Origin of the sequence: Emticicia sp. 17c (assembly GCF_037153985.1) — a bacterium.
In the GTDB taxonomy this organism is placed as follows: Bacteria; Bacteroidota; Bacteroidia; order Cytophagales; family Spirosomataceae; genus Emticicia.
Genome location: NZ_JBBAYI010000021.1, coordinates 1 through 22,280, shown reverse-complemented (window position 1 = coordinate 22,280; position 22,280 = coordinate 1). Strand labels below are relative to the sequence as shown.

At 33.5% G+C, this 22,280-nt stretch carries 20 protein-coding genes and 1 pseudogene; 9 read left to right on the top strand and 12 right to left on the bottom strand.

Annotated elements, in window-relative coordinates:
* The first annotated feature begins 413 nt into the window (after positions 1–413).
* Both WAA15_RS23305 and WAA15_RS23300 read left to right on the top strand, forming a co-directional pair.
* On the top strand, positions 414–1,019 hold the full coding sequence (locus tag WAA15_RS23305; protein ID WP_337045258.1) for a Crp/Fnr family transcriptional regulator: 606 nt from the start codon (positions 414–416) through the stop codon (positions 1,017–1,019).
* A 59-nt stretch (positions 1,020–1,078) separates the two neighbouring features.
* Complete coding sequence (locus WAA15_RS23300) at positions 1,079–3,211, top strand: DAPG hydrolase family protein (RefSeq protein WP_337045257.1); 2,133 nt, start codon at positions 1,079–1,081, stop codon at positions 3,209–3,211.
* 210 nt (positions 3,212–3,421) lie between these two features.
* Here WAA15_RS23300 and WAA15_RS23295 read toward each other — a convergent pair whose 3' ends face one another.
* The 4 genes from WAA15_RS23295 to WAA15_RS24635 form a co-directional block, all read right to left on the bottom strand.
* A complete protein-coding gene (locus WAA15_RS23295; protein ID WP_337045256.1) occupies positions 3,422–3,580 on the bottom strand; it encodes a hypothetical protein in 159 nt (52 codons plus the stop codon).
* Between the two features lie 453 nt (positions 3,581–4,033).
* Positions 4,034–4,351, bottom strand: coding sequence for a CRISPR-associated endonuclease Cas1 (locus WAA15_RS23290; protein WP_337045255.1), 318 nt, complete (start codon positions 4,349–4,351; stop codon positions 4,034–4,036).
* A 60-nt stretch (positions 4,352–4,411) separates the two neighbouring features.
* Positions 4,412–5,413: a PDDEXK nuclease domain-containing protein gene (locus tag WAA15_RS23285; RefSeq protein WP_337045254.1), complete on the bottom strand. Its 1,002-nt coding sequence runs from the start codon at positions 5,411–5,413 to the stop codon at positions 4,412–4,414.
* Positions 5,346–5,612, bottom strand: coding sequence for a CRISPR-associated endonuclease Cas6 (locus tag WAA15_RS24635; RefSeq protein WP_442892828.1), 267 nt, complete (start codon positions 5,610–5,612; stop codon positions 5,346–5,348). Before WAA15_RS24635 ends, WAA15_RS23285 begins: the two co-directional genes overlap by 68 nt.
* 59 nt (positions 5,613–5,671) lie before the next feature.
* Here WAA15_RS24635 and WAA15_RS24630 point away from each other — a divergent pair, with 59 nt between their 5' ends.
* Together WAA15_RS24630 and WAA15_RS23280 are read left to right on the top strand one after the other, a co-directional pair.
* The gene (locus WAA15_RS24630) at positions 5,672–5,875 is read left to right on the top strand and encodes a transposase-like zinc-binding domain-containing protein (protein WP_442892827.1); all 204 of its coding nucleotides are present in this window, start codon (positions 5,672–5,674) and stop codon (positions 5,873–5,875) included.
* Between the two features lie 56 nt (positions 5,876–5,931).
* Positions 5,932–6,471 (top strand): IS1 family transposase, encoded by a 540-nt coding sequence (locus WAA15_RS23280; protein WP_337045277.1) that lies wholly within the window; start codon positions 5,932–5,934, stop codon positions 6,469–6,471.
* Positions 6,472–6,495: 24 nt separating this feature from the next.
* Here the strand turns inward: WAA15_RS23280 and WAA15_RS23275 are convergent, their stop codons facing one another.
* Both WAA15_RS23275 and WAA15_RS23270 read right to left on the bottom strand, forming a co-directional pair.
* Entirely contained in the window at positions 6,496–7,380 is an 885-nt protein-coding gene (locus WAA15_RS23275) for a hypothetical protein (RefSeq protein WP_337045253.1), read from the bottom strand.
* Between the two features lie 8 nt (positions 7,381–7,388).
* Complete coding sequence (locus WAA15_RS23270) at positions 7,389–8,339, bottom strand: ParA family protein (protein WP_337045252.1); 951 nt, start codon at positions 8,337–8,339, stop codon at positions 7,389–7,391.
* A 1,100-nt stretch (positions 8,340–9,439) separates the two neighbouring features.
* Here WAA15_RS23270 and WAA15_RS23265 point away from each other — a divergent pair.
* From WAA15_RS23265 to WAA15_RS23255, 3 genes are all read left to right on the top strand, one after another.
* On the top strand, positions 9,440–10,831 hold the full coding sequence (locus tag WAA15_RS23265) for a replication initiation protein (RefSeq protein ID WP_337045251.1): 1,392 nt from the start codon (positions 9,440–9,442) through the stop codon (positions 10,829–10,831).
* A 118-nt stretch (positions 10,832–10,949) separates the two neighbouring features.
* On the top strand, positions 10,950–11,243 hold the full coding sequence (locus tag WAA15_RS23260; protein WP_337045250.1) for a hypothetical protein: 294 nt from the start codon (positions 10,950–10,952) through the stop codon (positions 11,241–11,243).
* An 85-nt stretch (positions 11,244–11,328) separates the two neighbouring features.
* Positions 11,329–11,517 carry a type I restriction-modification system subunit M N-terminal domain-containing protein gene (locus WAA15_RS23255; RefSeq protein WP_337045249.1) on the top strand — a complete coding sequence of 63 codons (189 nt, stop codon included), beginning with the start codon at positions 11,329–11,331 and terminating at the stop codon, positions 11,515–11,517.
* A 1-nt stretch (position 11,518) separates the two neighbouring features.
* Here the strand turns inward: WAA15_RS23255 and WAA15_RS24625 are convergent.
* From WAA15_RS24625 to WAA15_RS23225, 3 genes and pseudogenes are all read right to left on the bottom strand, one after another.
* Positions 11,519–12,487: pseudogene (locus WAA15_RS24625) on the bottom strand (IS256 family transposase); the annotation flags it as partial.
* A gap of 146 nt (positions 12,488–12,633) precedes the next feature.
* Entirely contained in the window at positions 12,634–15,504 is a 2,871-nt protein-coding gene (locus tag WAA15_RS23230) for a type I restriction endonuclease subunit R (RefSeq protein WP_337045246.1), read from the bottom strand.
* Between the two features lie 105 nt (positions 15,505–15,609).
* Positions 15,610–16,536: a tyrosine-type recombinase/integrase gene (locus WAA15_RS23225; RefSeq protein ID WP_337045245.1), complete on the bottom strand. Its 927-nt coding sequence runs from the start codon at positions 16,534–16,536 to the stop codon at positions 15,610–15,612.
* Positions 16,537–16,602: 66 nt separating this feature from the next.
* On the opposite strand from WAA15_RS23225, the gene WAA15_RS23220 reads away from it, so the two are divergent.
* Entirely contained in the window at positions 16,603–17,826 is a 1,224-nt protein-coding gene (locus WAA15_RS23220) for a restriction endonuclease subunit S (protein WP_337045276.1), read from the top strand.
* On the opposite strand, the gene WAA15_RS23215 is transcribed toward WAA15_RS23220, so the two are convergent.
* Entirely contained in the window at positions 17,819–18,493 is a 675-nt protein-coding gene (locus WAA15_RS23215; protein ID WP_337045244.1) for a restriction endonuclease subunit S, read from the bottom strand. The two genes, WAA15_RS23220 and WAA15_RS23215, sit on opposite strands and share 8 nt — an antisense overlap.
* Between WAA15_RS23215 and WAA15_RS23210 the strand changes: the two genes are divergently transcribed.
* The gene (locus WAA15_RS23210; RefSeq protein WP_337045243.1) at positions 18,468–19,100 is read left to right on the top strand and encodes a restriction endonuclease subunit S; all 633 of its coding nucleotides are present in this window, start codon (positions 18,468–18,470) and stop codon (positions 19,098–19,100) included. The genes WAA15_RS23215 and WAA15_RS23210 overlap by 26 nt on opposite strands.
* Here the strand turns inward: WAA15_RS23210 and WAA15_RS23205 are convergent.
* Both WAA15_RS23205 and WAA15_RS23200 read right to left on the bottom strand, forming a co-directional pair.
* Complete coding sequence (locus WAA15_RS23205) at positions 19,093–20,151, bottom strand: restriction endonuclease subunit S (RefSeq protein ID WP_337045242.1); 1,059 nt, start codon at positions 20,149–20,151, stop codon at positions 19,093–19,095. The genes WAA15_RS23210 and WAA15_RS23205 overlap by 8 nt on opposite strands.
* A 64-nt stretch (positions 20,152–20,215) precedes the next feature.
* A complete protein-coding gene (locus tag WAA15_RS23200) occupies positions 20,216–21,766 on the bottom strand; it encodes a type I restriction-modification system subunit M (RefSeq protein ID WP_337045241.1) in 1,551 nt (516 codons plus the stop codon).
* Positions 21,767–22,280 lie beyond the last annotated feature (514 nt).

The window sequence follows — 22,280 nt, the reverse complement described above, 5'->3', positions numbered from 1 at the left end:
AAAAGGAACAGGCTACTATTTTCTTAAAAGAATCGAAACAGCGAAATGCTATTTAACTAAAATATCTACAAAACAGTGTAAAAAGTTAATTATCCTATTTAAAAATATAAAAACAGATTCTTGGGCATCGTATTCAGCTATATATTAAGTTTTTATCATTTAAAGACCCAACTGGAAAATTGAAAAAATCTATCAATATACTGCTATAAGACTCAGAACTTTACAAATTTTCCCAAAGTATAATCAGGCTTCTGCTTAGAATACATATGGCCTAGAGAGACAATGGACATGAGTTACAAGTCAAATAGAATTTGTTAGTCTCTTTCTGTTTTGATGGCCATATATTACTCTCCAATTAAGTTTTGACATCTGTATCAATTTTTTATTTATTGATACTTATAAATATTTCAGTGATGCAGTTTTCGTTTAACTCAACTACAAAACTTCTCGAGAATTTACAAAATTCAGGAATTAATGAGGAAATTTTGTTGCAACTTATACAGCATATTAAGTCCATTACCCTAAAGCCTAATCAACTGCTCTTAAAGGCTGGGCAAATAAACACGCACCTTTACTATGTCCTTGCTGGTGGCTTTGTATGTCGGTTTGTTAGTGGTGATGGCGAAGTAAAACGCACTATAAATTTTTACCTCAATGAACTTCACCCCGTTATGGCGTGTATAGATAGCTATTTTTCGCAAACGAAAACCCAATGCGAACTGAAAGCTATTGCTAAATCAACGGTTTTGGCAATTCCAAAAACAGAACTTGATAAAATTTTAAATTTAGACGATAAATTTAAAACCCTATACGATAACCTACTGACTAGGGCTTTAATTGAAGAAAATGACCTAAAACTTAAAATTATTTCTTCAAAACCCGATGAACTTTATCAATATATTCTCAGAGAATTTGCTGTAGTAGTTCAGAAAGTTCCTTCAAAATATATTGCCGAACTGATGGGTATTTCGGCCGAATGGCTCAGTAAATTGAAATCGAAACAGCGTTTTATTTCTTGAATTAATTCAAATAAGAATATAGAATTAAAGTCAGAACTTTGCAAAAAACATATTAAACTATGAAAAAAGCATTTGTGGGATATTCTGACGAAGATAAAAAAGAACTTTTCTCAAAATTTTATATCACCTCATTCGCCCCATTGTCGGCAGAGGTAATGGAAGCATTAAACAAGCCTTTAGTATGGGGTAGTATGCTCGATATAGAGCACATGACTGCACTTGAATCTGAAGGCTACATGGATGTAGAAACAGGGTTTTGTGTAGATACTGATGGTAGTACGATGGTAGCTGTAAAAACCCCTATGCCAAATATATCACCCAAAATGTGGAATTGGTGGTTTGGATGGCATGGTTCGCAAGATAGCCGCTATAAACTTTGGCATCCTGCGGCTCATTTGTCGGCTAAGTGGGAAGACGGACGCAGCGACAATGGCTATATTGGTCGAAACTCAATAATCAAAGAATACATTGGCGAAAATTTGCTCAATGCCTCCATTCAGTTTAAGTCACCCTTAGCATTTGGGTTTTCAAACGCTGCTCTCAATCAAAAAGAAAAGGTGGTATATATCTGTGCCGAATTGGGGCATCCTACCTTACCGGTAAATTATGGTTATCTAATTCATCAGGTCAGAAAGACTACCAATGGTGCCGAAATGCGTTCTCGTTTTTGGGTAGGTGGTAAATACGTTTCGCTCAGAAAAGAAGGAAAAATAGCCGAAGCTGTAACTGCCTTTTTGAAAACCATCAAGTCTTTACCCCAAAATTTTGGGCATGATTTATTAAAACATTGTTCAGAAGAAATGAGCCATTTGGCAACATTTTTACCACAACTTTATAAAGAGTTTTTTGACGAAAATCAATTAATAATCAGTGGTTTAACACATTCAAAAGACGAAAGTGATTTTGAAAAAATTATGTTTGGTTTGCTGTACAACAAGCAGCATTTTGGGCGTGTACCTGATATAATTGCCGAGCCCAAAACGGTTGAAGACGTTATTGCTATTATACGATATGCCAACAAAGTGGGCAAACGAGTAACAGTGCTTTCAGGCGGGAGAAGTTTTAGTGCCAATGCTATGCGAAATGATGTAATTGTAATTTCGATGCAAAATTTCAAGCATTACACCTTAAACGTAGAAGCTATGACGGCCACCGCCGAACCAGGCTTGGGTGGGGCGGATTTGATGAAAGTTTTATATAAAAACGATTTATTTTTTCCTACGGGGCATTGCGAAGGTGTGTGTATAGGTGGTTATCTATTACAAGGGGGTTATGGCTGGAATGGACGTAAACTGGGCATTGCCTGCAAAAGCGTTTTGGGTTTAGATATTGTTACGGCAAGTGGTGAGTTGGTTCATGCCAATGCCACACAAAACACCGATTTGTATTGGGCGGCTAGAGGGGCTGGAGCTGGCTTTTTTGGGGTAGTTGTAAGGTTTTATTTACAACTCTATACTTTGCCTAAATATCAGGCAATTATTGCTCACGATTTTTCTATCAAATACCTCGAAGATGTGTATTATTGGGCGTATGAGGTAGGACCATCTGTGCCAAAAACAGTAGAGTTTCAGATGATGATGAACCGAAATATGATGAACCTACTTGGGCCGGGTATAGAGGCTTTTGCCCCTATTTTTGCCAATACAAGAGATGAGTTTGAAGAAGCCAAGCAGTTTATGGAAAATAGCCCTATCAAGCAAAAAGCCTTAATTCGTACTCCTGCTTTCAACCCAGGCATTAATGTTTTTTACAAAGCTACCATGGAGCATTATCCTGCCAATTACAATTATGGCGTAGACAACATGTGGACACACGCCAGTATTGACGAGCTACTGCCATATATTAAAGAAATTGCCGAAACGTTGCCCCCTGCCCCTTCACATTTTTTGTGGCTCAACTGGTATCCCGATCCACTTGATACTGACATGGCATATAGCAAAGAGGATAATATTTATATGGCATTGTATAGCTGTTGGAAAAACCAAGAAGATACACCTCACTATACCAATTGGGCATCAGATATGGTGCGTAGAATGCAACACTATTCATCGGGTATCCAGCTGGCAGACGAAGGATTGCACAAGCGGAGTGACAAATTTTTGAGTGATGACAACTTTCACAAACTACAAGCCATTCGTGCTGACAGAGACCCACAAGGGTTATTTATGGAATGGCATAGTCACCGATTTTAGTAAGTCTTTTTTATTAGGTTTTCCTTGATAATTGGTTTAAAAAAGGGAGTCAGTTAAAAATCCTGTCTATAAAAGGCTGGATTTGGTTTTGTTGGTAATTGTAATCTATGTTTTTGCACAATTTTTAGTAAATCACTCAGTATTTTAAATTGGCTTCTCATTGGAAATTCTGATAAATGAATTAATCTAGGCTTCCCTTTTATATGGCTCTCAAAAGTTAGCAAAAGGATAAAGAATATTTTCTTCATGTGTATGGGTGTGGAACGAGCCGATGTTCAGGTTTAAGCGGGAGAGTTCTCCCCAGCGTTTATCAAGGAGAGGGGGATAAAACTCATGCTGCCCTGTAAACAAGAAAGCTGTTATGCTCATCGGTGTTTGAATGATATGGCTGCAAACATAAGGCAATGGGAGAAGTTTGCCAATGCAATTTCCGATTAGCGAAGAAATAGGTCTATTAAGGAAAAGGGAGGGGCACTCGGCTTATTTGTTTGAAGACTGTACAGCAGTGTCTTTATTTGTTTTTTGAAAATTCCGGTGAATCCTAAACGAACGAATCGCAACGAGTTCTGAAACACTTGACTGAATCATTGCCGCTACTGATGCCGTTTTGAATAGAATCATTTAGCAACCCCAAAGCTCACAAGGCTCATTACTTTTCTAAACCGAAAATAAAAATTCATTTCTTGTTGTGAAGGCTTCATACGAACTCATTCGAATTTTATAGCTTAGCTCTTGCAACTTTTGAGAATAGGGGTTAATAACTGCTATGTCTAAAATTCATTTTCTTATCAACCAATCTTTACCGAAGACCAAAATCATTGTCTAATTAAACGCCCATTTATTCAAACTGGCTTCTAACTGGCGTTTACGAATTCTGGTTGTACTACCCAATTTGCTGTGCCAAACCCTATCCATCGGATGCCCGTTGGCATGGGTGAAGATACTATCAATGTTATTTTTGAGTGCCAATTGAATCGTATCAGTGTTTAATGCAGCCGAGGTTGTCATCACAAACGAAGTAACCTTATGAGCTGCAATGTGTTTTTTGATGGGTTCGCTGTCTTTTATAGGAACTCTAATCTCAAACATATCATCTTTGATGTGTAGATAAATGCCGTATGTATTCAAGAAAATTTGCATCCTTTATTTTAACCAAATTTGTGTCGAAAGTATTTATGTGAATGTCAAATTGTACTACTTTCACAGTTTTTTCTTCTTTTCTTGAAACTCCTCTATCTCCTTTTTTACTTCTTCTAAAAGTTGGTTTTCTGAAGGTAGGTAAAGCTGGTATTGGCTTGCCAAAATTGTTTTATTATCACTTGGTAATGTAAATTTAACTACCGAATCATTTTTGTCAGCACAAAGCAAGATTCCAATAGTTGAGTTTTCATGTGGCAATTTCTCAATTCTATCATAATAATTGACATACATTTGGAGTTGCCCTATGTGTTGATGACTTAGTTTTTCTGTTTTTATTTCAATGATTACAAAGCATTGTAATAAGCGATTATAAAACACCAAATCCACAAAAAAATCATCCCCATCTAAATGAATTCTCTTTTGTCGAGCAACAAACGAAAACCCATTCCCTAGCTCGAGCAAAAAATCTTGTAGATGCGTGATGATAGCATTTTCAAGGTCTTTTTCGTAATAACTGGCTTGTGGTTTTAGGTCTAAAAATTCTAAAACCATTGGGTCTTTGATGATTTCTTGGGGCGATTGTGGTAGTTTCTCTTGTTTGGCCACTTCTAAAACACTCGTTTTATCATTGCTCAACAAAAGCCTTTCATAAAGTTGGCTATTTATCTGCCTTTCGAGTTGGCGAGACGACCAGTTGTTTTTTGAAGATTCTTCAAAATAATATAGCCTTTTATCATCATTATTAATGCTAATCAATAGTTTATAATGTGTCCAACTCAATTGCGTCCGCAGTGTGGACGCAATTGGGTATATCCGATAAAACTGTCGATAACGTTCCAACTGCCGAATCGAAAAACCACTTCCAAATTCAGGTTCAAGTTCTTCCGATAAAGTTTTTAATAAATATTTACCGTATTCGGCACGCTGTTGTCCGCCTTGTTCTTCTTCCAAAATACGTTTACCAATCTGCCAATACATTAAAACACGCTCAAAATCAACCGACCGAATGGCTCGTTGTTTGGCTTCTTGAATAATATTTCGTAAATCTTGTAGTATCATCATGGTTAGTTGATTTTTTAATTGTGCCAAAACCCCTCGATGGTGATTTACCAATACCTACGCCATCGGGTAGTAGGGCGTTAGTAGTAAATTCTCCTGCAAAAGCCAGCATTATTTTGTTCTTCAATTGAGTTTCATGCTCCGAAACGTTTATTTGTGCTATGATTCGTTCTTGCGATTCAAGGAATAGCCCTACGGTAATGTGCTGAAATGTATGATGAGTTTTGAGAAGAGAAGCAATGAGGCGTAACTTTGGTAAATGTGTCTAGTAAATATCAAAGTAAACTGCTCTCATTCCATTCTACAAAAGTCGTTAAAAATGGCATCAAAACCACAGGGAGGCAAAATTTTTTATGCCATAGCTGTAGTAAACAATTTCATCGGACCGCCGATGCGGTGGGAATATTTATATCAAGGAGCAAATCCATTGATAAAATCCCAGGTAAAGAGTTCTTTACTTCATAGTAGTGGTATTCGAGACTGTTATAAGGTGTATGGCATAAGCCCTCAAACCACCTTAAATCTTATACTTTCAGAAGGAAAAAAAAGTACAGATTTCCCCTCGGCAAAAGTATTATGAGCGTATCGAAATTGATGAAATGTTTTCTTTTGCAAGCAAAAAGTGCAAAAAAGTTTGGATATTCTATGCTTATGCACCCGAAACAAAAGAAATTTTAGCGGTAACAATGGGTAAACGAAATCAAAAGCAGTTACAAAGTTTAATGGTACAGATTAAAAACCTTCATATTGAGATCGGGTTTTATTGCACTGATAGATTTGAAGCATTCAAAGAAGTTTTACCTTATTGCAAACATTTAATTGGTAAAAAATTTACAAAGAATATTGAAGGGGTCAATACTCCTATTCGCTCTAAAATCGCTAGATTTCATCGTCGCACTACCGCACGGGCGGCCCCGCAAGTTTTCAAAGAAGCTAACTATTCAATGGTTTTTGATGAAAATATTCATTTTCTATTTCAACCAAATGCCATCATACATTTAAGAACATACCCTTGGAAAGACTCTAACAGCAACAAAACTAATATATTGGCTCAATGGTAAAAGACAATTATTAATAAAGTCATTCTATAAAAGTTCTTTAAGTGAAAGAGCTTTTTCAGCCAATAATTCACAATTCTTCTTTGTTTTTAGATTCTCACTTAGTTTTTTTATCTCAATCAATAGCTTTTCTTTTCTATCAACATTTGCAGAATCATCTTTAGTGGTTTTAGTCATCAAATTTTCAAGGTTGTGAACCGAATTATCAGGAACATTAGCATTGGCTAATTCTTGAATTTCTTTCTTACTGATTTTACCTTTTCCTTGTAAAACGTCATTTCTTAATTCTGAAGATAATTTATTTAAACCTTCTGCATATTTTCCATCATTTTTGATTGTTCTTGAAGTTACATTAAATTGTTCTGCTAAATTTTCTGCTATGTTTACTACCTCTTCTCCCCTACCCTCCTGAGCTAATTGTAATGCTATCCCACGTTTTCCTTTCTGTGCATTATATTTTAATCCTCTGTAATACGATTCTTCTTCTAAGGTCAGATTTCGACGCCCAATTTGTAAATCAATCATGTAATCCTTCACGGCGTCTATTCCATCAAATGTTTTGAGCATGATTTTAAAATCAATCGTATTCTGTTTACAAATTCGATAACGGTTATGACCATCCACTAACACATAAACCGATAGTTCTGATTCTCCCCTACCTAATTCATAATCTGAAGTTTCCCATAAAATCAGAGCATCTTGGCATCCATGAGTTAAGATATTTTGTTCTAATTGAGAAAACTGTTCGTTTGTTAGTGGACGTATAAATGCCTGTAATTCGGGTAATATCTGGATATTTGATTTAACTCTTTCAATATCATTAAAGGCTCCAAGAACTGTTGGTTTAGGTGAATTATGAATTGCCGTGAGTTCTTGGGCTTTTTTCTTAAAAAGTTCTTTTTTTGATGTCATTTCAGTAATTATTTTTCAATAGATGCTACTTCTCTCGCTAATTCTAAATATTGCTTTGCTGCCTTTGATTTTCCATCAAACTTAAAAATATCTTCATTGAGGTATTGGCTTTGTTTTAATACAGTTTGACTCTCAATCATGCTTTTAAAAATCGGTATTGATGGATAGGTTTCTGATACATTTTCCATCACGACTTGGTGAATAGTTTGATTAGGATGAACCATGGTAAACAAAAAACCTCTTACCTTCAAAGTTAGATTTGTATATTCTTTTACATTATCAATTTTTTCTATCAAATTTCTAACACCATTAAACGCTGAACTTTCTGGTTGGATTGGAATAATGCACTCTGCTGAAGCATTTAATGCCGAAATGGTCATGACGCCTAAGGATGGCGGACAATCGAAAAGGATAAAATCATATTGGTCGGTAAATGCTTGAATCTTCCGAGCTAAACGCATTTCAGCCCCAACTTCTGTAATTAGCTTAATTTCATAAGTTGCCATCTTAATATCGGATGGAGAAAGATGAAGATTTTCTTCTATTTCGATAATAGGAAGTGTTTCTTTTGAAATCAATGATTCTATTACTTGTTTCTCTGGATTATGAATCCCAAAGCACTGTGAAAGATTTCCTTGAGAATCCATATCTACTAACAAAACTTTATAGCCAAGTAGCGTGAGTGCTTTTCCTAAATTAATTGTGGTGGTGGTCTTCCCTACTCCACCTTTATGATTAATTAATGAAATGCTTCTTGCCTTTGAAAACATCTGTTCAGAATATCCATAATTCCTCATAACGGCTTCTAATTTTTCAAGATGTTTCGCCGAGAATGGCTGTACTCCCTCAAGTGCCTTATAGATGGTTGTGTTGGGTATACCCGCTTCTTTTTCTAACTGAGTTCGATTAATAGATGGTTTAGAGTTTAGAAATTTTCGTACAATTTCGATACTTATCATGTTAATTATCAGGTTTATGACGTACAAATATATAAAAAAACATATATTGATAAAATATTTATATAAAAATCAATATATAAGTAAATCCCAAAAGTGAAAACGTTTCACTTTTGTAAGTTTATCATATTATTTACACAATAAGTAAAAATAAAATCCAATAAGTGAAAACGTTTCACTTATTGGAAAGCATTATATATTCTCGTAAGTTTTTTTAAAAGAAGCATACAGGTATGTCCCCATTTTTGTTATAGTTATATTTGACTATAAGTACTATATTTTATCATTAAAAATGGGAGGGGAGAATTATTCTAAATTCATTAGAACAGATATAAACTTTTTATCATCTATAACAAAAATGGGGAGTAGAATCTTTAAAATGACAAAAATCACTAATCTTACCATAATTTTGACGAAATAATGTGGGTGAGTGATACATCGTAAATTTTCATATATCAAAAAAAGGTAGATTTACAGGCTGAAATGATAATTCAACTAAAATCCTTTCTCGTTTAGCATATTTTTAGCCTTATTTATATTCCCCAAATCCGTTATAAAAATATCTATAACAAAAATGAGGTATTGTTATGCCTAAAAAATATATGACCAATAACCTCCATTTTCTATTTGAAACGTCTAATAATATGATTAAAGACTATATAAAAACTTCTTAAATTGAATTTCCCCGGAAACGTTATATTTAGTTGATATAACATTTTTGGGGAATGGGTGACTTTATAATTTAAAATGGCTATTGATAGGAAAATATCAATAGAGGATTTTATTGATATTTTTTATTTGTTTTTAGTAAATTTTATCTCTTTCATCATCATTACTAAATGTTTGATGTATTTTTATTTATTTTAATATTACATTTTAAAATATTTCAGCATCTGTAACTATCTAATAATCAGTTGATTATTAGTATAAATATAGCAAAAATGGGGTGTAGTATAACACTTTTGGGGACTGTTATAACGAAAATGGGGATATATATAACATTTATGGGGTTTAATATATCAAAAATGGGGATAGTATAACAAAAATGGGGCTAAATATAACAATATAAAAATATGTGTTATATTTGAAATTATTTTTACACGATGAAGAAGAAAAAGACTGACGAGACTAAAACAGTTAAACTCATTAAGAAATCCAACGATTTAGTCGAGGGGCGTTATCGGTTTGATATTTGGGAAACACGAGTATTTACCAAAATGCTTACTATGATAAAAGCTGATGATGAGGATTTTAAAGAATATAGAATTTTTTTAAAAGATGTAGTAAAAGATTTCGGTTTATCTCATAAAAACTCATACCAGATGCTCAAAGATGGAGCAAAGGGCTTAACAAAAAAGGAAATCAAAATAATAAGAGATACACCAGAAGGGCTAAAAGAGTTTCTGACACACATAGCAGTAGGGGTAGATAGTTTTGTAAAAGATGGCAATTACATTGATATATCGTTTCATCCCAAAATGAAACCCTTTTTGTTGCAATTACAAAATCAATATTTAATGTATGATATTCGTAATGTTTTAAATATTCAAAGTTCTTTTTCTGTCAGAATTTATGAATTGTTGAAGCAATACGAAAAAATTGGTAAGAGAAGGTTTAGTGTTCAGGAATTAAAAGAAATGCTTGATATTTCAGATAAGTATCCGCTATACGCTAATTTCAAACAAAGGGTTATTCAAAAGGCTCAAGAAGACCTACAAGAAAGTACAGATATTAGATTTACTTTTGAAGAAATTAAGCTGGGTAAACAAGTAACAGAATTAATTTTTTTTATATTTAAAAATAGTGGTGTTGTAGAGTTAAGAACCAATAATAAGCCCGAAGAAAATCAGCAAGTAGAAGATTTGAATATTACTAATTTGATTGAACGAGAAGTATTCTCGATGGTTAGAGATATGAAAGGGGCGAACCTGAAAACCGTTCAGAAATGGCTCAAAATTTATCCAGAGGATTACGTTAAGTCTCGAATAATATTAGTAAAGAACTTAATTCATGTTGGCCAGAAAATCATCAACCCAATGGGATTTATACAATCTATGATGGCTCAACCCAATATTTTTGACCCAATAGAAGAACAGAAGGAGATAGAAGCATCACGTAAGCAAAAGATAAAGGAAGAACAACTTCAAAAACAAAAACAAGCCGATAAAGAACAACAAATTCAGATTCAAAAAGAACAGTTCGAAGTAGAAAAATTAAAGTTAATAGAATCACTTTTTGATATAAATCCAACATTAAACACCCAGTTTTTAGAAGAATTCAAGCAACTCAGACAACAAGAGAATTGTCCATTTATTGTAGAATTAGCCTTTAATCATTATCAAACAAATATAGCTGGAATGGCTATTGGAAGTAAAGAAGAACTGATTCATAATTTCAAGTTGGGCGGAAGTTTCGGAGCATTTTTTTTAGAATGGATGGAATCCAAATTTGTAAAAGAATTTCAAATTCTAAGAAACTCTGTAGTATCCAATTAGACCTAAGTATGATAGTTGAAAATCTTAAAAACTGGCTTTATAACGCATTTATCACATTATAATGTTGTGTTTTAAAATTCAATCATCTACCTTTACAGTATCTAATTATTTATAATCTATGCCAACATTAGATAGAAGTCAATTCAAATATAACGCAAAAGTTTTCGAGAAAACTTGTTTGTACTGTGGTACTGTATATTTCGCTAATCGTTCGACTGCTAAATATTGTAGCTCAACATGTAGGGGATATGCCAATCAAGCAAAGAACCTCAATGAAGCTGCTCCGTGGAATGAGGAAGAACGTACCGTTGATGCTTTACTCTCTCAGGTAGCTTATCTGAAAGGACAATTGCAGCATTATGTCAATGAAAATAAAGAGTTGAAAAGAATCATTTCGGAAATGAAGAAATAAATTCATTTCTCAATTGATAATGCTCGCTACTTTTTAACTAAAATTATTACGCTATTTACCCATTATTTCTCTCCAAAAACAATACATGAATACTGCAGTACACAACAAATTAGTCTCTTTTATATGGTCGATTGCTGATGATTGCCTCCGTGATGTTTATGTCCGTGGAAAATACCGTGATGTTATCTTGCCAATGGTTGTTTTACGTCTTTTAGATGCTTTGCTCGAACCCACCCAAGCGGCTGTTTTAGAAGAACTTGCTTTTCACAAATAATGTATTTCTTTCCCCATTTAGCTTCTAATGTCTCTAATTGTCTGAAACCTTCTTCTTTGTTTACAGCGGTATAAACAAGTTTAAGATCAGCTATAAAAGACTTTTTATCTTTCTCAGGAACATCTTTTAAAGTATTGCGTATTTGGTGGACTATACATAGCTGTATTTGGGTTTGCGGGTATATTGTAGCAATAGCTTCTGGAAAGCCTTTTAGTCCATCAATACAAGCAATTAAAATATCCTCTACACCCCTTCTTTTTAAATCCGTCAGAACCGAAAGCCAGAACTTGGCTCGGGGACGCCTAGTCCTTCTGTTTCAACCACATACATACCTATTAAGTCCTTTTTTCCCTCTAAGTTTATTCCTAAAATGTTGTATATGGCTCGTGAAACTACTCTACCGTTCTCTTTAACTTTATAATGGATACAGTCCATAAAACAATAGGATAGATGTTCTCCAAGGGTCTGCTACGCCATTCTTGCATGGCAGGAATTATGGGGACACCTAGTCTTTGTCTGTAATACTCGACAATTGTGTGGCTGAAATATCCATTTGATATAGCTCCTTGATATGAGAAGATATATCTCTGGTAGACATGCCTAAACCATATAAACCTATAACTTTAGTTTCAAGTTCTTCTGTAATTATTACCTGTCTCTTAGGTAAAATCATAGGCTCAAAAGTCCCTGAACGGTCTCTACTATTTTACAGTTCAAACTCTCCAGATAAACTCTTTACCTGCTTAATAGCCTCCCCATTTTTACGATTAGCTATTCCCTTTGCTTTTGATTCTGCCAAGTGATTTTCTAACTCCCAGCTAAAGCTGCCTCTAAAAAATGTCGCTTCGGTGATCCGAGTCATTAGAGGTGTAAAAATGCCCTTCTCACCACTAAAGGGCTTCCCAGCATACATACCTGCAATTGCTTGCTTTTTAAACTCTTCAAAGTCGAATTCTTCTTTCTCTTCCATAAAAAAACTGTGTTTAAAGTAAAAATAACATTTTAGCTAAATTTTACCTTGACACAGTTTAATTTACAGTCTCGTATTAGACAATGCTCGTATTCATATTGCTCAAAAAGTCAAAGAACGCCTAAAATATATAAAATCCTATTGTTTTAACTACCAGCAACCCCTCTAACAAACATATCAACAAAGTTCAATAGCTTATTCCAGATTCTGTCTCCTGTTTTTTTTCGTTGCAAAACAGAGGGCTTTTCTCCCTCTATCAATTCTAATAATTCATCACGCAATGGTTCTCTTTCAGAGAAAAGATAATTTTCAACTACCTTTTCCGCTTTCTCTTTAGACAGATTTTCTTCTTTTACTAATTCAATAAATGCTTTTTCCTGTTCTTTGTTCCAGAATTTTTCGAACTCATCTGGAATAGCATCCGTATCTTCAATAAAGGGTAGATTCTCCTGAATAAACTTTTCTATCAATTCTCTTTTACTCCTTAAAGAAACTTCAGTATTTAAAAGATTAAAGATTTCCTTTTCTATGCCTTCTTTATCATTTGGATTGTGTTTAGATTTTAACTTTATGAGCAATTGAAGAATGTAAGTTACATTAATCATATCTCTTCTTATCAGCTCTAATTCAAAATCAATATCATTCAAAATAGAAATCTTATCTTCATTAGGTATTAGTGGGATTCTCTCCTTTATGTCCAGATATTTACTTGTATAATCGGCAAAAAGTTGTTCTTCAATAACTAAATCGTCCCATTGAAACTCACTGTAATGACTCATTTTCTTATGCAGCCTTATTAATGTTCTAAAGGCTATAATAAATTGCATTTGTTCATCTTCTGTATATAAGCTATCAACTGAATTAACTTGTGGCGCAATTTCCATTAATCGCTGAACACCTTCATTAAATTCCTCTACATATTTTTCGTATGGCTCTACAATGATTTCATCAATCGCTTCTTTATTACTAAATAAAGCTATGGCTTCATCTGTCTTATCTTTCAAATTGCGGAAACAAACAATATTTCCCTGTGTCTTATTTTTATCGAATGTCCGGTTTGTACGACTAAAAGCCTGTATCAGTCCATGATATTGTAAATTCTTATCTACATACAACGTATTTACGTACTTACTGTCAAATCCAGTCAGAAACATATTGGCAACCAATAGAATATCTGCCTCCTTGTATTTTGCTCTTTTGGCAACATCATTATAATAGTTATAAAAGCTTTGACTGTCTTTAGTGCTATGCGAAGTACCAAATAATATATTAAAATCATGAATATAGGCATCTAAAAGCTCCCGGCGATGTGGTTTATAGCCATATTGTAACTGAGGTTCGGCTGCCAAACTCACATTCCCATACATCGCAACCTGATTATCCATCTCCTCTTCATTCTGCATAAAACTGAAAATAGTTACTACTTTCAGCTTGTGTTCACCTCTTAATTTCTTAGCCTTAAAAATTTCATAATATTGAATCACAGCATCAATATCCTGCACACACATCATAGCACAGAAGTTTTTGTTCTGTGTTTTCTGGTCATGATATTTGATGATATAATCTACAATCGCATTTTTACGTTCAGGGGCCTCAAACACTTCTGTTTCATTAATTTGCTCTACCTGTAAGTCTATAATATTTTCCTTCTGCTTAAAAGTCCTGATATATTCAACTGAGAATCTCAATACATTTTCATCTCTGATAGCATCAGTAATCACGTATTTATGCAAGCACTTACCAAACAAACTTACGGTTGTTTTTTCTCCATTGGCATTCTCGGCTAAAATAGGGGTACCAGTAAATCCAAACAATTGAATATTAGTAAAGTAACTGACTATGTGCTGATGAGTATCACCAAATTGTGACCGATGACATTCATCAAAAATAAAAACCATTCTTTGTTGCTGAATGGCATTCATTCTGGAGATATTTCGCCCCATAATAGCATTATTAAGTTTCTGAATAGTGGTAACAATGATTCTTATGTTAGGGTCATTGAATTTTCGAATAAGGTCATCTGTATCGGTTGCAGAACTCACACATCCTTTGCTGAATTTGTCGTATTCCTGATTAGTCTGATAGTCCAAATCTTTCCTATCTACTACAAAAACTACTTTCTTGATAGCAGGAATTCTGGACAATATCTGGCTGGTTTTAAAACTGGTAAGTGTTTTACCGCTACCTGTCGTATGCCAGATATAACCATTCTTCTCTACTGAATAACCATTCAGAATCTCATTTTCAGTAACTTTTTTAATGATTTTTTCAACCGCAAAATATTGGTACGGGCGTAGTACCATCAGCCTCTTGTCTGTTTCGTTCAATACTATATACTTGCAGATAATTTTACTAACATGACAGGGTTCTAAAAAAACATCCGTGAATTCAGTAAGAATATTATTTAGTGGTTTATTATTTTCGTCTGTCCATTGAAATGTCTGCAAGAATTCTTGTGTATGTATACCGAAATTGCTGAAATACTTAGTATTAACTCCATTACTGATGACAAACAACTGAATAAAATGAAATAAACCATTCCCGGCACCAAAACTATGCTTTTGATAACGATTGATTTGATTAAACGCTTCTTTCATCTCCAATCCCCTTCGCTTCAACTCAATCTGTACCAGGGGTAAACCATTAATAAGTAGAGTCACGTCATAGCGGTTTTCATATTTCCCTTCCTGCTTTATCTGATGAGTAACCTGATATTCATTCTGGCACCAATGGTCTACATTTAATAGTTCAAAATAAAGATTGTCTCCATTATCTCGTAGAATATGCTGTTTTTCCCGTAGTGTTTTTGCCTTCTCAAATACTGACCCTTTATTCAATATATTCAGTACCTTCTCAAATTCAGTAATGCTGAGCTCTATATTGTTATGCTTTTCTAGCTGAGTCTTCAGGTTATTTAGTAATCCTTTTTCATCAGTTATAAGAACATAACGATAGCCCAGTTTTTGTAATTGAGCAATAAGTTGTTCCTCTAATACTTGTTCTGATTGTTTACTCACAGTAGTTATGAATTAGGAGTTTAGGTTACTTTAGCCACGTACCGAATCACAAATTCAACAAATTAAATAACTCTAATTCATTACTCCTAATTCATAAGCTAAAACTTATCGCAATCCCTTAAACATTTGTTCAATCGCTTTCTTTTTCTGTTCAAGATTCGGATGAACATAGAGATTTAAAGTAGTGCTGATATTGGAGTGTCCCAACAAAACACTTACTGTTTTGTAGTCGCAATTACTTTCAATACACCTGGTAGCGAAACTATGCCTAAGCCCATGAAATTTTAGTTCAGGCATACCTAGTTCCTTCATCATATTTTTATAATAACTCCGGTAGGTTCTTGGCTCAGTAGGTTTGGCGTCGTTGGTTAATACAAAAAAACTGTTGTTCACTATTTTTTTGAAAGGCTTAAGCATTCGTAGTAAATCTTTGCTCATCGGAATATCACGAATAGAGTTCTTTGTTTTAGGGGTATCTAGAATAAGTTCGGTTTTGCGATGCCCATCTTCAACTGTATAAATTCTCTGAATGGTTCGCTTTACGCTAATAATTCCGTTCTCAGTATCAATATCCTCCCAGGTAAGCGCACATACCTCACCAATTCGCATACCTGCACTTAAACAAATGTAGACACCTAAATTCCGGAAGGTAAAGTGTTCATTAATATATTTCATTATCTTTTTTTGGTCAGAGCGACTAAGTACTTCTATACTATGCTTCTCCCGCTCGGTTGGGTATTGAATGTCGAAGGGTTTATACTCCAGCCACTTGTTTTTAGCTCCGAATTTGAGAATCATTTTCAAAACAATCAGAATATCCTTTATCGTCTTCTGACTCAACCCACTCTCTAATTTCTGAAACACAAACGCTTGCACATCTACTTCTTCAATTTGACCTTTATCACCAAAAACAGGTAATAAATGATTTTCAATTAATAGCACATAAGCTGAGAAACTTGATTTTTTCACATACTGTTTTTTGTCTGTTTTCCACAGACTAATCACTTCTGACATTTGTTTTTGTACATTCATAAGAATTGGATTTAAAAAATTTATTTATGAATCGCAAAACAACACTAATAGGATTTGAAACGCTAAATACTTTATGTTCCTAATTTAAGATTCCCAGAGTTTGAGGGGGAATGGGAGGAGAAGAAGTTGGGAGATTTATTAGAATTTAAAAATGGACTTAACGCTTCAAAGGAACAATATGGAAAGGGAATTAAGTTTATAAACGTTTTAGATATTCTATCTAATGATTTCATTACTTATGATAATATTATTGGATTAGTAGATATTGACGATACTACTTTTGATAAATATTCTGTAAAATATGGTGATATTCTTTTTCAACGAAGTTCAGAAACAAGAGAAGAAGTAGGAACCGCTAATGTTTACCTTGATAAAGAAAAAACTGCGACATTCGGAGGATTTATAATTAGAGGTCGGAAAATTAGTGATTATGAACCCATTTTTCTAAATAAGCTTCTAAAAACGCCTGCTGCAAGAAAAAGCATTACTACAAAATCAGGAGGGAGTACAAGATATAATGTCGGACAAGATATTCTTACATTTATAAGTTTACATTTTCCTACTCTGCAAGAACAACAAAAAATAGCTTTATTTTTATCACTTTTAGACGAGCGTATCCAAACCCAAAACCAAATAATTGAGGAGTTGAAATTATTAAAGAGTACGATTAGCAGGAAGCTTTTTTCTCAGCAACTGAGGTTTAGAGACGATTACGGAGACAATTTTTGTAATTGGAAATTAGAAAAATTAGGAAATGTAGTAAAGTTTCTCAAAGGAAGTAATCTTTCAAAAAATGATATTGATTTAAGTGGGGTTTTAAAATGTATTCATTATGGAGAACTATTTACTATATATAATGAAGTAATTTATGACATTTTCTCTCGTACCAATAAAGAAGGGACTAGAAGTCAAGCTGGTGATATACTGATGCCAAGTTCAGACGTAACACCACAAGGTCTCGCAACAGCTAGTACAGTTTTAGAGGAGAATATTATTTTAGGTGGAGATATAAACATACTACGTCCAAAAGATACTATTAACTCTATATTTTTATCATATTTTTTGAATAACGCAAAGAGAAAAATAATAGAGTTGGTTTCTGGTACAACAGTTAAGCATATTTATTCTAAAGATTTAGAACAAATGGATATACCAATTCCTTGTTTTGAAGAGCAATGCAAAATTGCAAATTTTCTTTCCTCTTTTAATAGAAAAATTAAAATTGAAACTATTGAATTGCAACAATTAGAAAACCAGAAAAAATACCTTCTATCTAAACTGTTTATATGAATAAATTGCCCAATAGATACTGTTTTTGTCTTAAGAACAACTCTTGAAGTCTTATATTCATTTTAATCTTATCATCAATAGTGGAGATAATATTTATTATTTGTATTTGCTCATGATTTGAAGGCAGTAATATTTTCATTTTCAGGAATTCATCCACATTGATTGACCGTCCATCTCTAATTCCGTATGTTACTGTTTTTAAGGAGTTGACAAACATTTTTGAGGTAAAGTATTCTCTTAAAAAACCATATATAAGTGATAAGGTAGGTCGTAAAATTGTGTAAGCCGGACTACATATACCTTTTTTATCAGAAAATGCAAAACCTCCTTGAAACGAACGTAAGTGGATAATATAGTCTCCGGATTCTACAATTTTATAGTTTTTTGTAGAGTTCTTATCAAATTTTATATCAATATCTATATCTTCACGACTTATCATTCCATGAGCTTGAGAGGCTGATAAAATGTTAGTTACAGTATTATTTGTGTTCTTTTCAGTACTTAAATTAAATAAATTACTAAATGAATATTCTTTCCATTTAGTATGGGGTTCATTAAATCTAAAGGTTTGATTAAATAATTTATCAACAAGCGTACTCACATGAGAAAATAATTCCTTAATTAAAGGGCTAAGGGAGCAATTGCTTTCCAAAAAAGTTAGGTTCAAGAATAATGGAAATGAATTTTCTGACTGGAAGATTAAGACTTTAGGAGATATTGGGGAAACCTTTAATGGGCTAACTGGAAAGAATAAAGAAGATTTCGGAACAGGGAAATTATATATCCAATATAAACAAATTTTCGATTCTCCAAATATTCAAATTCAAAATTGCGCCTTGGTTGATGTTTCTAAAGAAGAAAATCAAAATAAAGTAAAATATGGAGACATATTTTTTACAATATCATCTGAAACACCTAATGAAATTGGAATGGCATCAGTCTTATTAGATAAAGTTGATGAAATGTATCTTAATAGTTTCTGTTTTGGTTATAGGCCATTATCATTTGATATTCTAAATCCACTTTTTGCAAGTTATCTTTTTAGAAGTTCCGTTTTTCGTACTCAAATTATGAAGTTAGCACAAGGAAGTACACGATATAATATGTCTAAAACTGAATTATTGAAATTAAGAATTTCTTTGCCTTGTTTACAAGAGCAAATTATTATATCCGAATGTCTCTCTTCTATTTATGGGAAAACACACACAGAGAAGAGCTTATTAAACAAATATCAACAGCAAAAACAGTATCTTCTTCAATTTCTATTTATATAAATAACTTTTGCAATAGATACTTCTTCTGTATCTCATAATCTTGTAACAAAATTCTCTCGACATTTATTTTCTCCTCAATTGTTAATAAAAAATTTGCTATTCTTTCCTGTTCTTTCAAGGTAGGAAAAGGTATAATAGTCTCACCGTAATCCTTAAAATAAATATGAGGAATTCCCGAGCCTACTTTGTATTTATCGAAATTAAAAAATTTTAAACAATAAAAAATATATCGTAGATATACTTGCTCTTTAGCGGTTAAATAGTTTAAAGTTCCTATGACTGAAAACTTACCATTGCCATACTGAACTTTCCCAACCCCAGCCCCATCTTTAATAATCATAATTGCTTCTTCATCTATTAAGTAATACGGAATGTATGAAATAAGACCTGTTGCTCCATAAACTGGATAGATTCCATTTTTATCTGATATATCTGTTTCAGTTAATGAAGATGAATGGTAGTTTACACAATCTTTTAATTTTTTATTAGGAATCTTAGAGTAAATGACTTTTTGACAAATCCCTTTAATTAAGGTTTCTAATTTTTCAATTATTTGGATTTGGGTTTGTATGCGCTCATCTATAAGTGATAAAAAAGAGGATATTTTCTTTTGCTCTGAAATATTTGGCTGAAAAAAAGCGATTTGTTCTATAGTGCTTTTAGAGAGGCTTGGAACTCCAGATGCTTCATTATATTTTAACCAATTTATATTCTCAAAAATATAAAGAATAAATTTAGACAGAATATGCTTATAGGAATGAGTATAAAAAAGAGTATCCACTGTCCAAAACTTACCATTATAATAAAATGGCTTATTAATAGTCCCTTTTCTTCCAATACAAACACTTTCTCCATCAAAAAGGTAATCATTAACCGATGTTATATACCCCCCTGTCCCAAAAACAGGTATATCGCCTTTTTGCAAATGTTTATAGTCCCTACCACTTCCTATATCCAGAACCTCCCCCAACTTCTTCTCCTCCCATTCCCCCTCAAACTCTGGGAATCTTAAATTAGGAACATTAGTGATTTTTTTTGATATTTTTGCCATATTAGCAAAAATATCAAATTCTTTTTTCTTGAAATATTAAATCCCAAAGTTTTTTAATTAAGGATTAAAAAATAAGTCCAAGTTCCTTTAGATAAACATTTATTTGAAGGTCTAAATCCGCTCGTTTAGCCTCTAGCGATTTAATCTCACTCATAACCGCTTGTATATCTATTTCCTCTTCCTCCTCAAAAGATTCTACATAGCGAGGAATATTGAGGTTATAATCATTTTCTGCGATTTCGCTTAAGGAAGCACGATAGCTGTATTTTTCAACAACGTTTCTATTTCGATAAGTCCCAACAATTTTTTCAATGTGTTCTTCCCGTAACACATTTTGATTTTTCATTTTATCAAACTCCTTACTGGCATCAATAAATAGAATATCGTCTGGTGTTTCCCGACACTTTTTAAATACTAAAATACAGGTTGGAATACTGGTGCCATAGAAGATATTGGCAGGCAAGCCAATTACAGCATCTAAGTAATTTTTTTGTTCAATCAGGTATCTACGTATCTGTAATTCTGCCGCACCCCGAAACAAAACACCATGAGGTAAAACGATAGCCATGATTCCATTTTCAGCCAGATGGTAAACCATATGTTGTACAAAAGCAAAATCTGCTTTACTCGCAGGGGCTAGTTTTCCGTACTGACTGAAACGTTCATCACTCATAAACAAGGGATTGGCACTCCAAACAGCCGAAAAGGGAGGATTCGCTACAATAGCCTCCGCTTGCAGTCCAAGGTGCTGAGGATGCTCTAAAGTATCTTCCTGTTTTATATCAAACTTTCTATAGTGCACCCCATGTAATATCATGTTCATACGAGCAAGGTTATACGTCGTACGATTCATCTCCTGTCCGTAGAAATTATTGACATCTTTTACTTCTCTGGCTACACGCAACAATAAAGAGCCAGAACCACATGTAGGGTCATAAACTGACTTAAGCTTATTTTTTTCTGTAGTTACAATTTTTGCCAGAATTTTAGAAACTGTCTGAGGTGTATAAAATTCGCCAGCTTTTTTACCAGCCCCACTAGCAAATTGCCCAATTAAGTACTCATAGGCATCTCCTAATACATCTAACTCGGTGTGTTCCAATCTAAAGTCAATCTCATCTAGATGCACTAATACCTTTGCAATAATAGCGTTTCTTGCCTCAGGCGTTTTACCCAGTTTAGTGCTGTTAAGATCCATATCTTCGAAAAGATTATCGAAATCTTCCTCACTTTGAGTCCCCATAGTACTCAACTGAATATTGGTCAATATCTTTTGAAGATCTTCAAGAATGAAAATATTCGTTTCCCCTCTTTTAGCAATTTCACTAAACAACTCAGATGGCTTTAAGAAATACCCTAAAGTCTCAAGAGCTTCTTCTTTTATTGCCTCAATATAGCTTTGTCCTTCTTCCGTATTTTCATCAATCTCTCGGAATTCAATTTTATCCTGCTCTAAAATGGAATTAGCATAGATTTCCATCTTTTCGGCCAGATACTTATAAAATATAAACCCAAGAATATAATCACGAAATTCATCCGCATCCATTTTGCCTCTCAAAGCGTTCGCGATATTCCAAAGTTGTTGCTCTAAAACTCTTTTATGTTCTTCTGACATCTTACAATTAGGGATAAATAATCCTTAAGTATTTACATTAAGGTTTTAATAATAAAAACTACAATAGTAATGATTTTTGGCAATATATTTTATTTTAGAGGAGAATATTTTGGTTATAGTCTCAAATGTATGATGAGTTGAAAAGATTAAACAAGGGAGCGAACTTTGGAATTATGTCTCAAATAATCGTAAAGTTAGATTGCCCCATTGCTTTAGTGCAAAATATAATTCCATCATGGGTAAAATGGCTTTAAAAAGAATAAAGTTCAGAATTACAAGTATACAGACTGTAAGAAACAGTCGCGTCGGCGATCCGATTCAGTATGAATATCTATATTAGGGAGCAGATATTAGTGTTAAGCGTGAGATTATCAAGCTATTAGAGGTTCTTATAGTAATTAGCCGAAAAATTAACTTTTCAAACTAAATAATTAGTTGGCTTTGTTGTAAATACCAATGCTTACCCCTCTATATCTGAGATACTTATAAAGGGTCATTTTTGAAACACCTATTT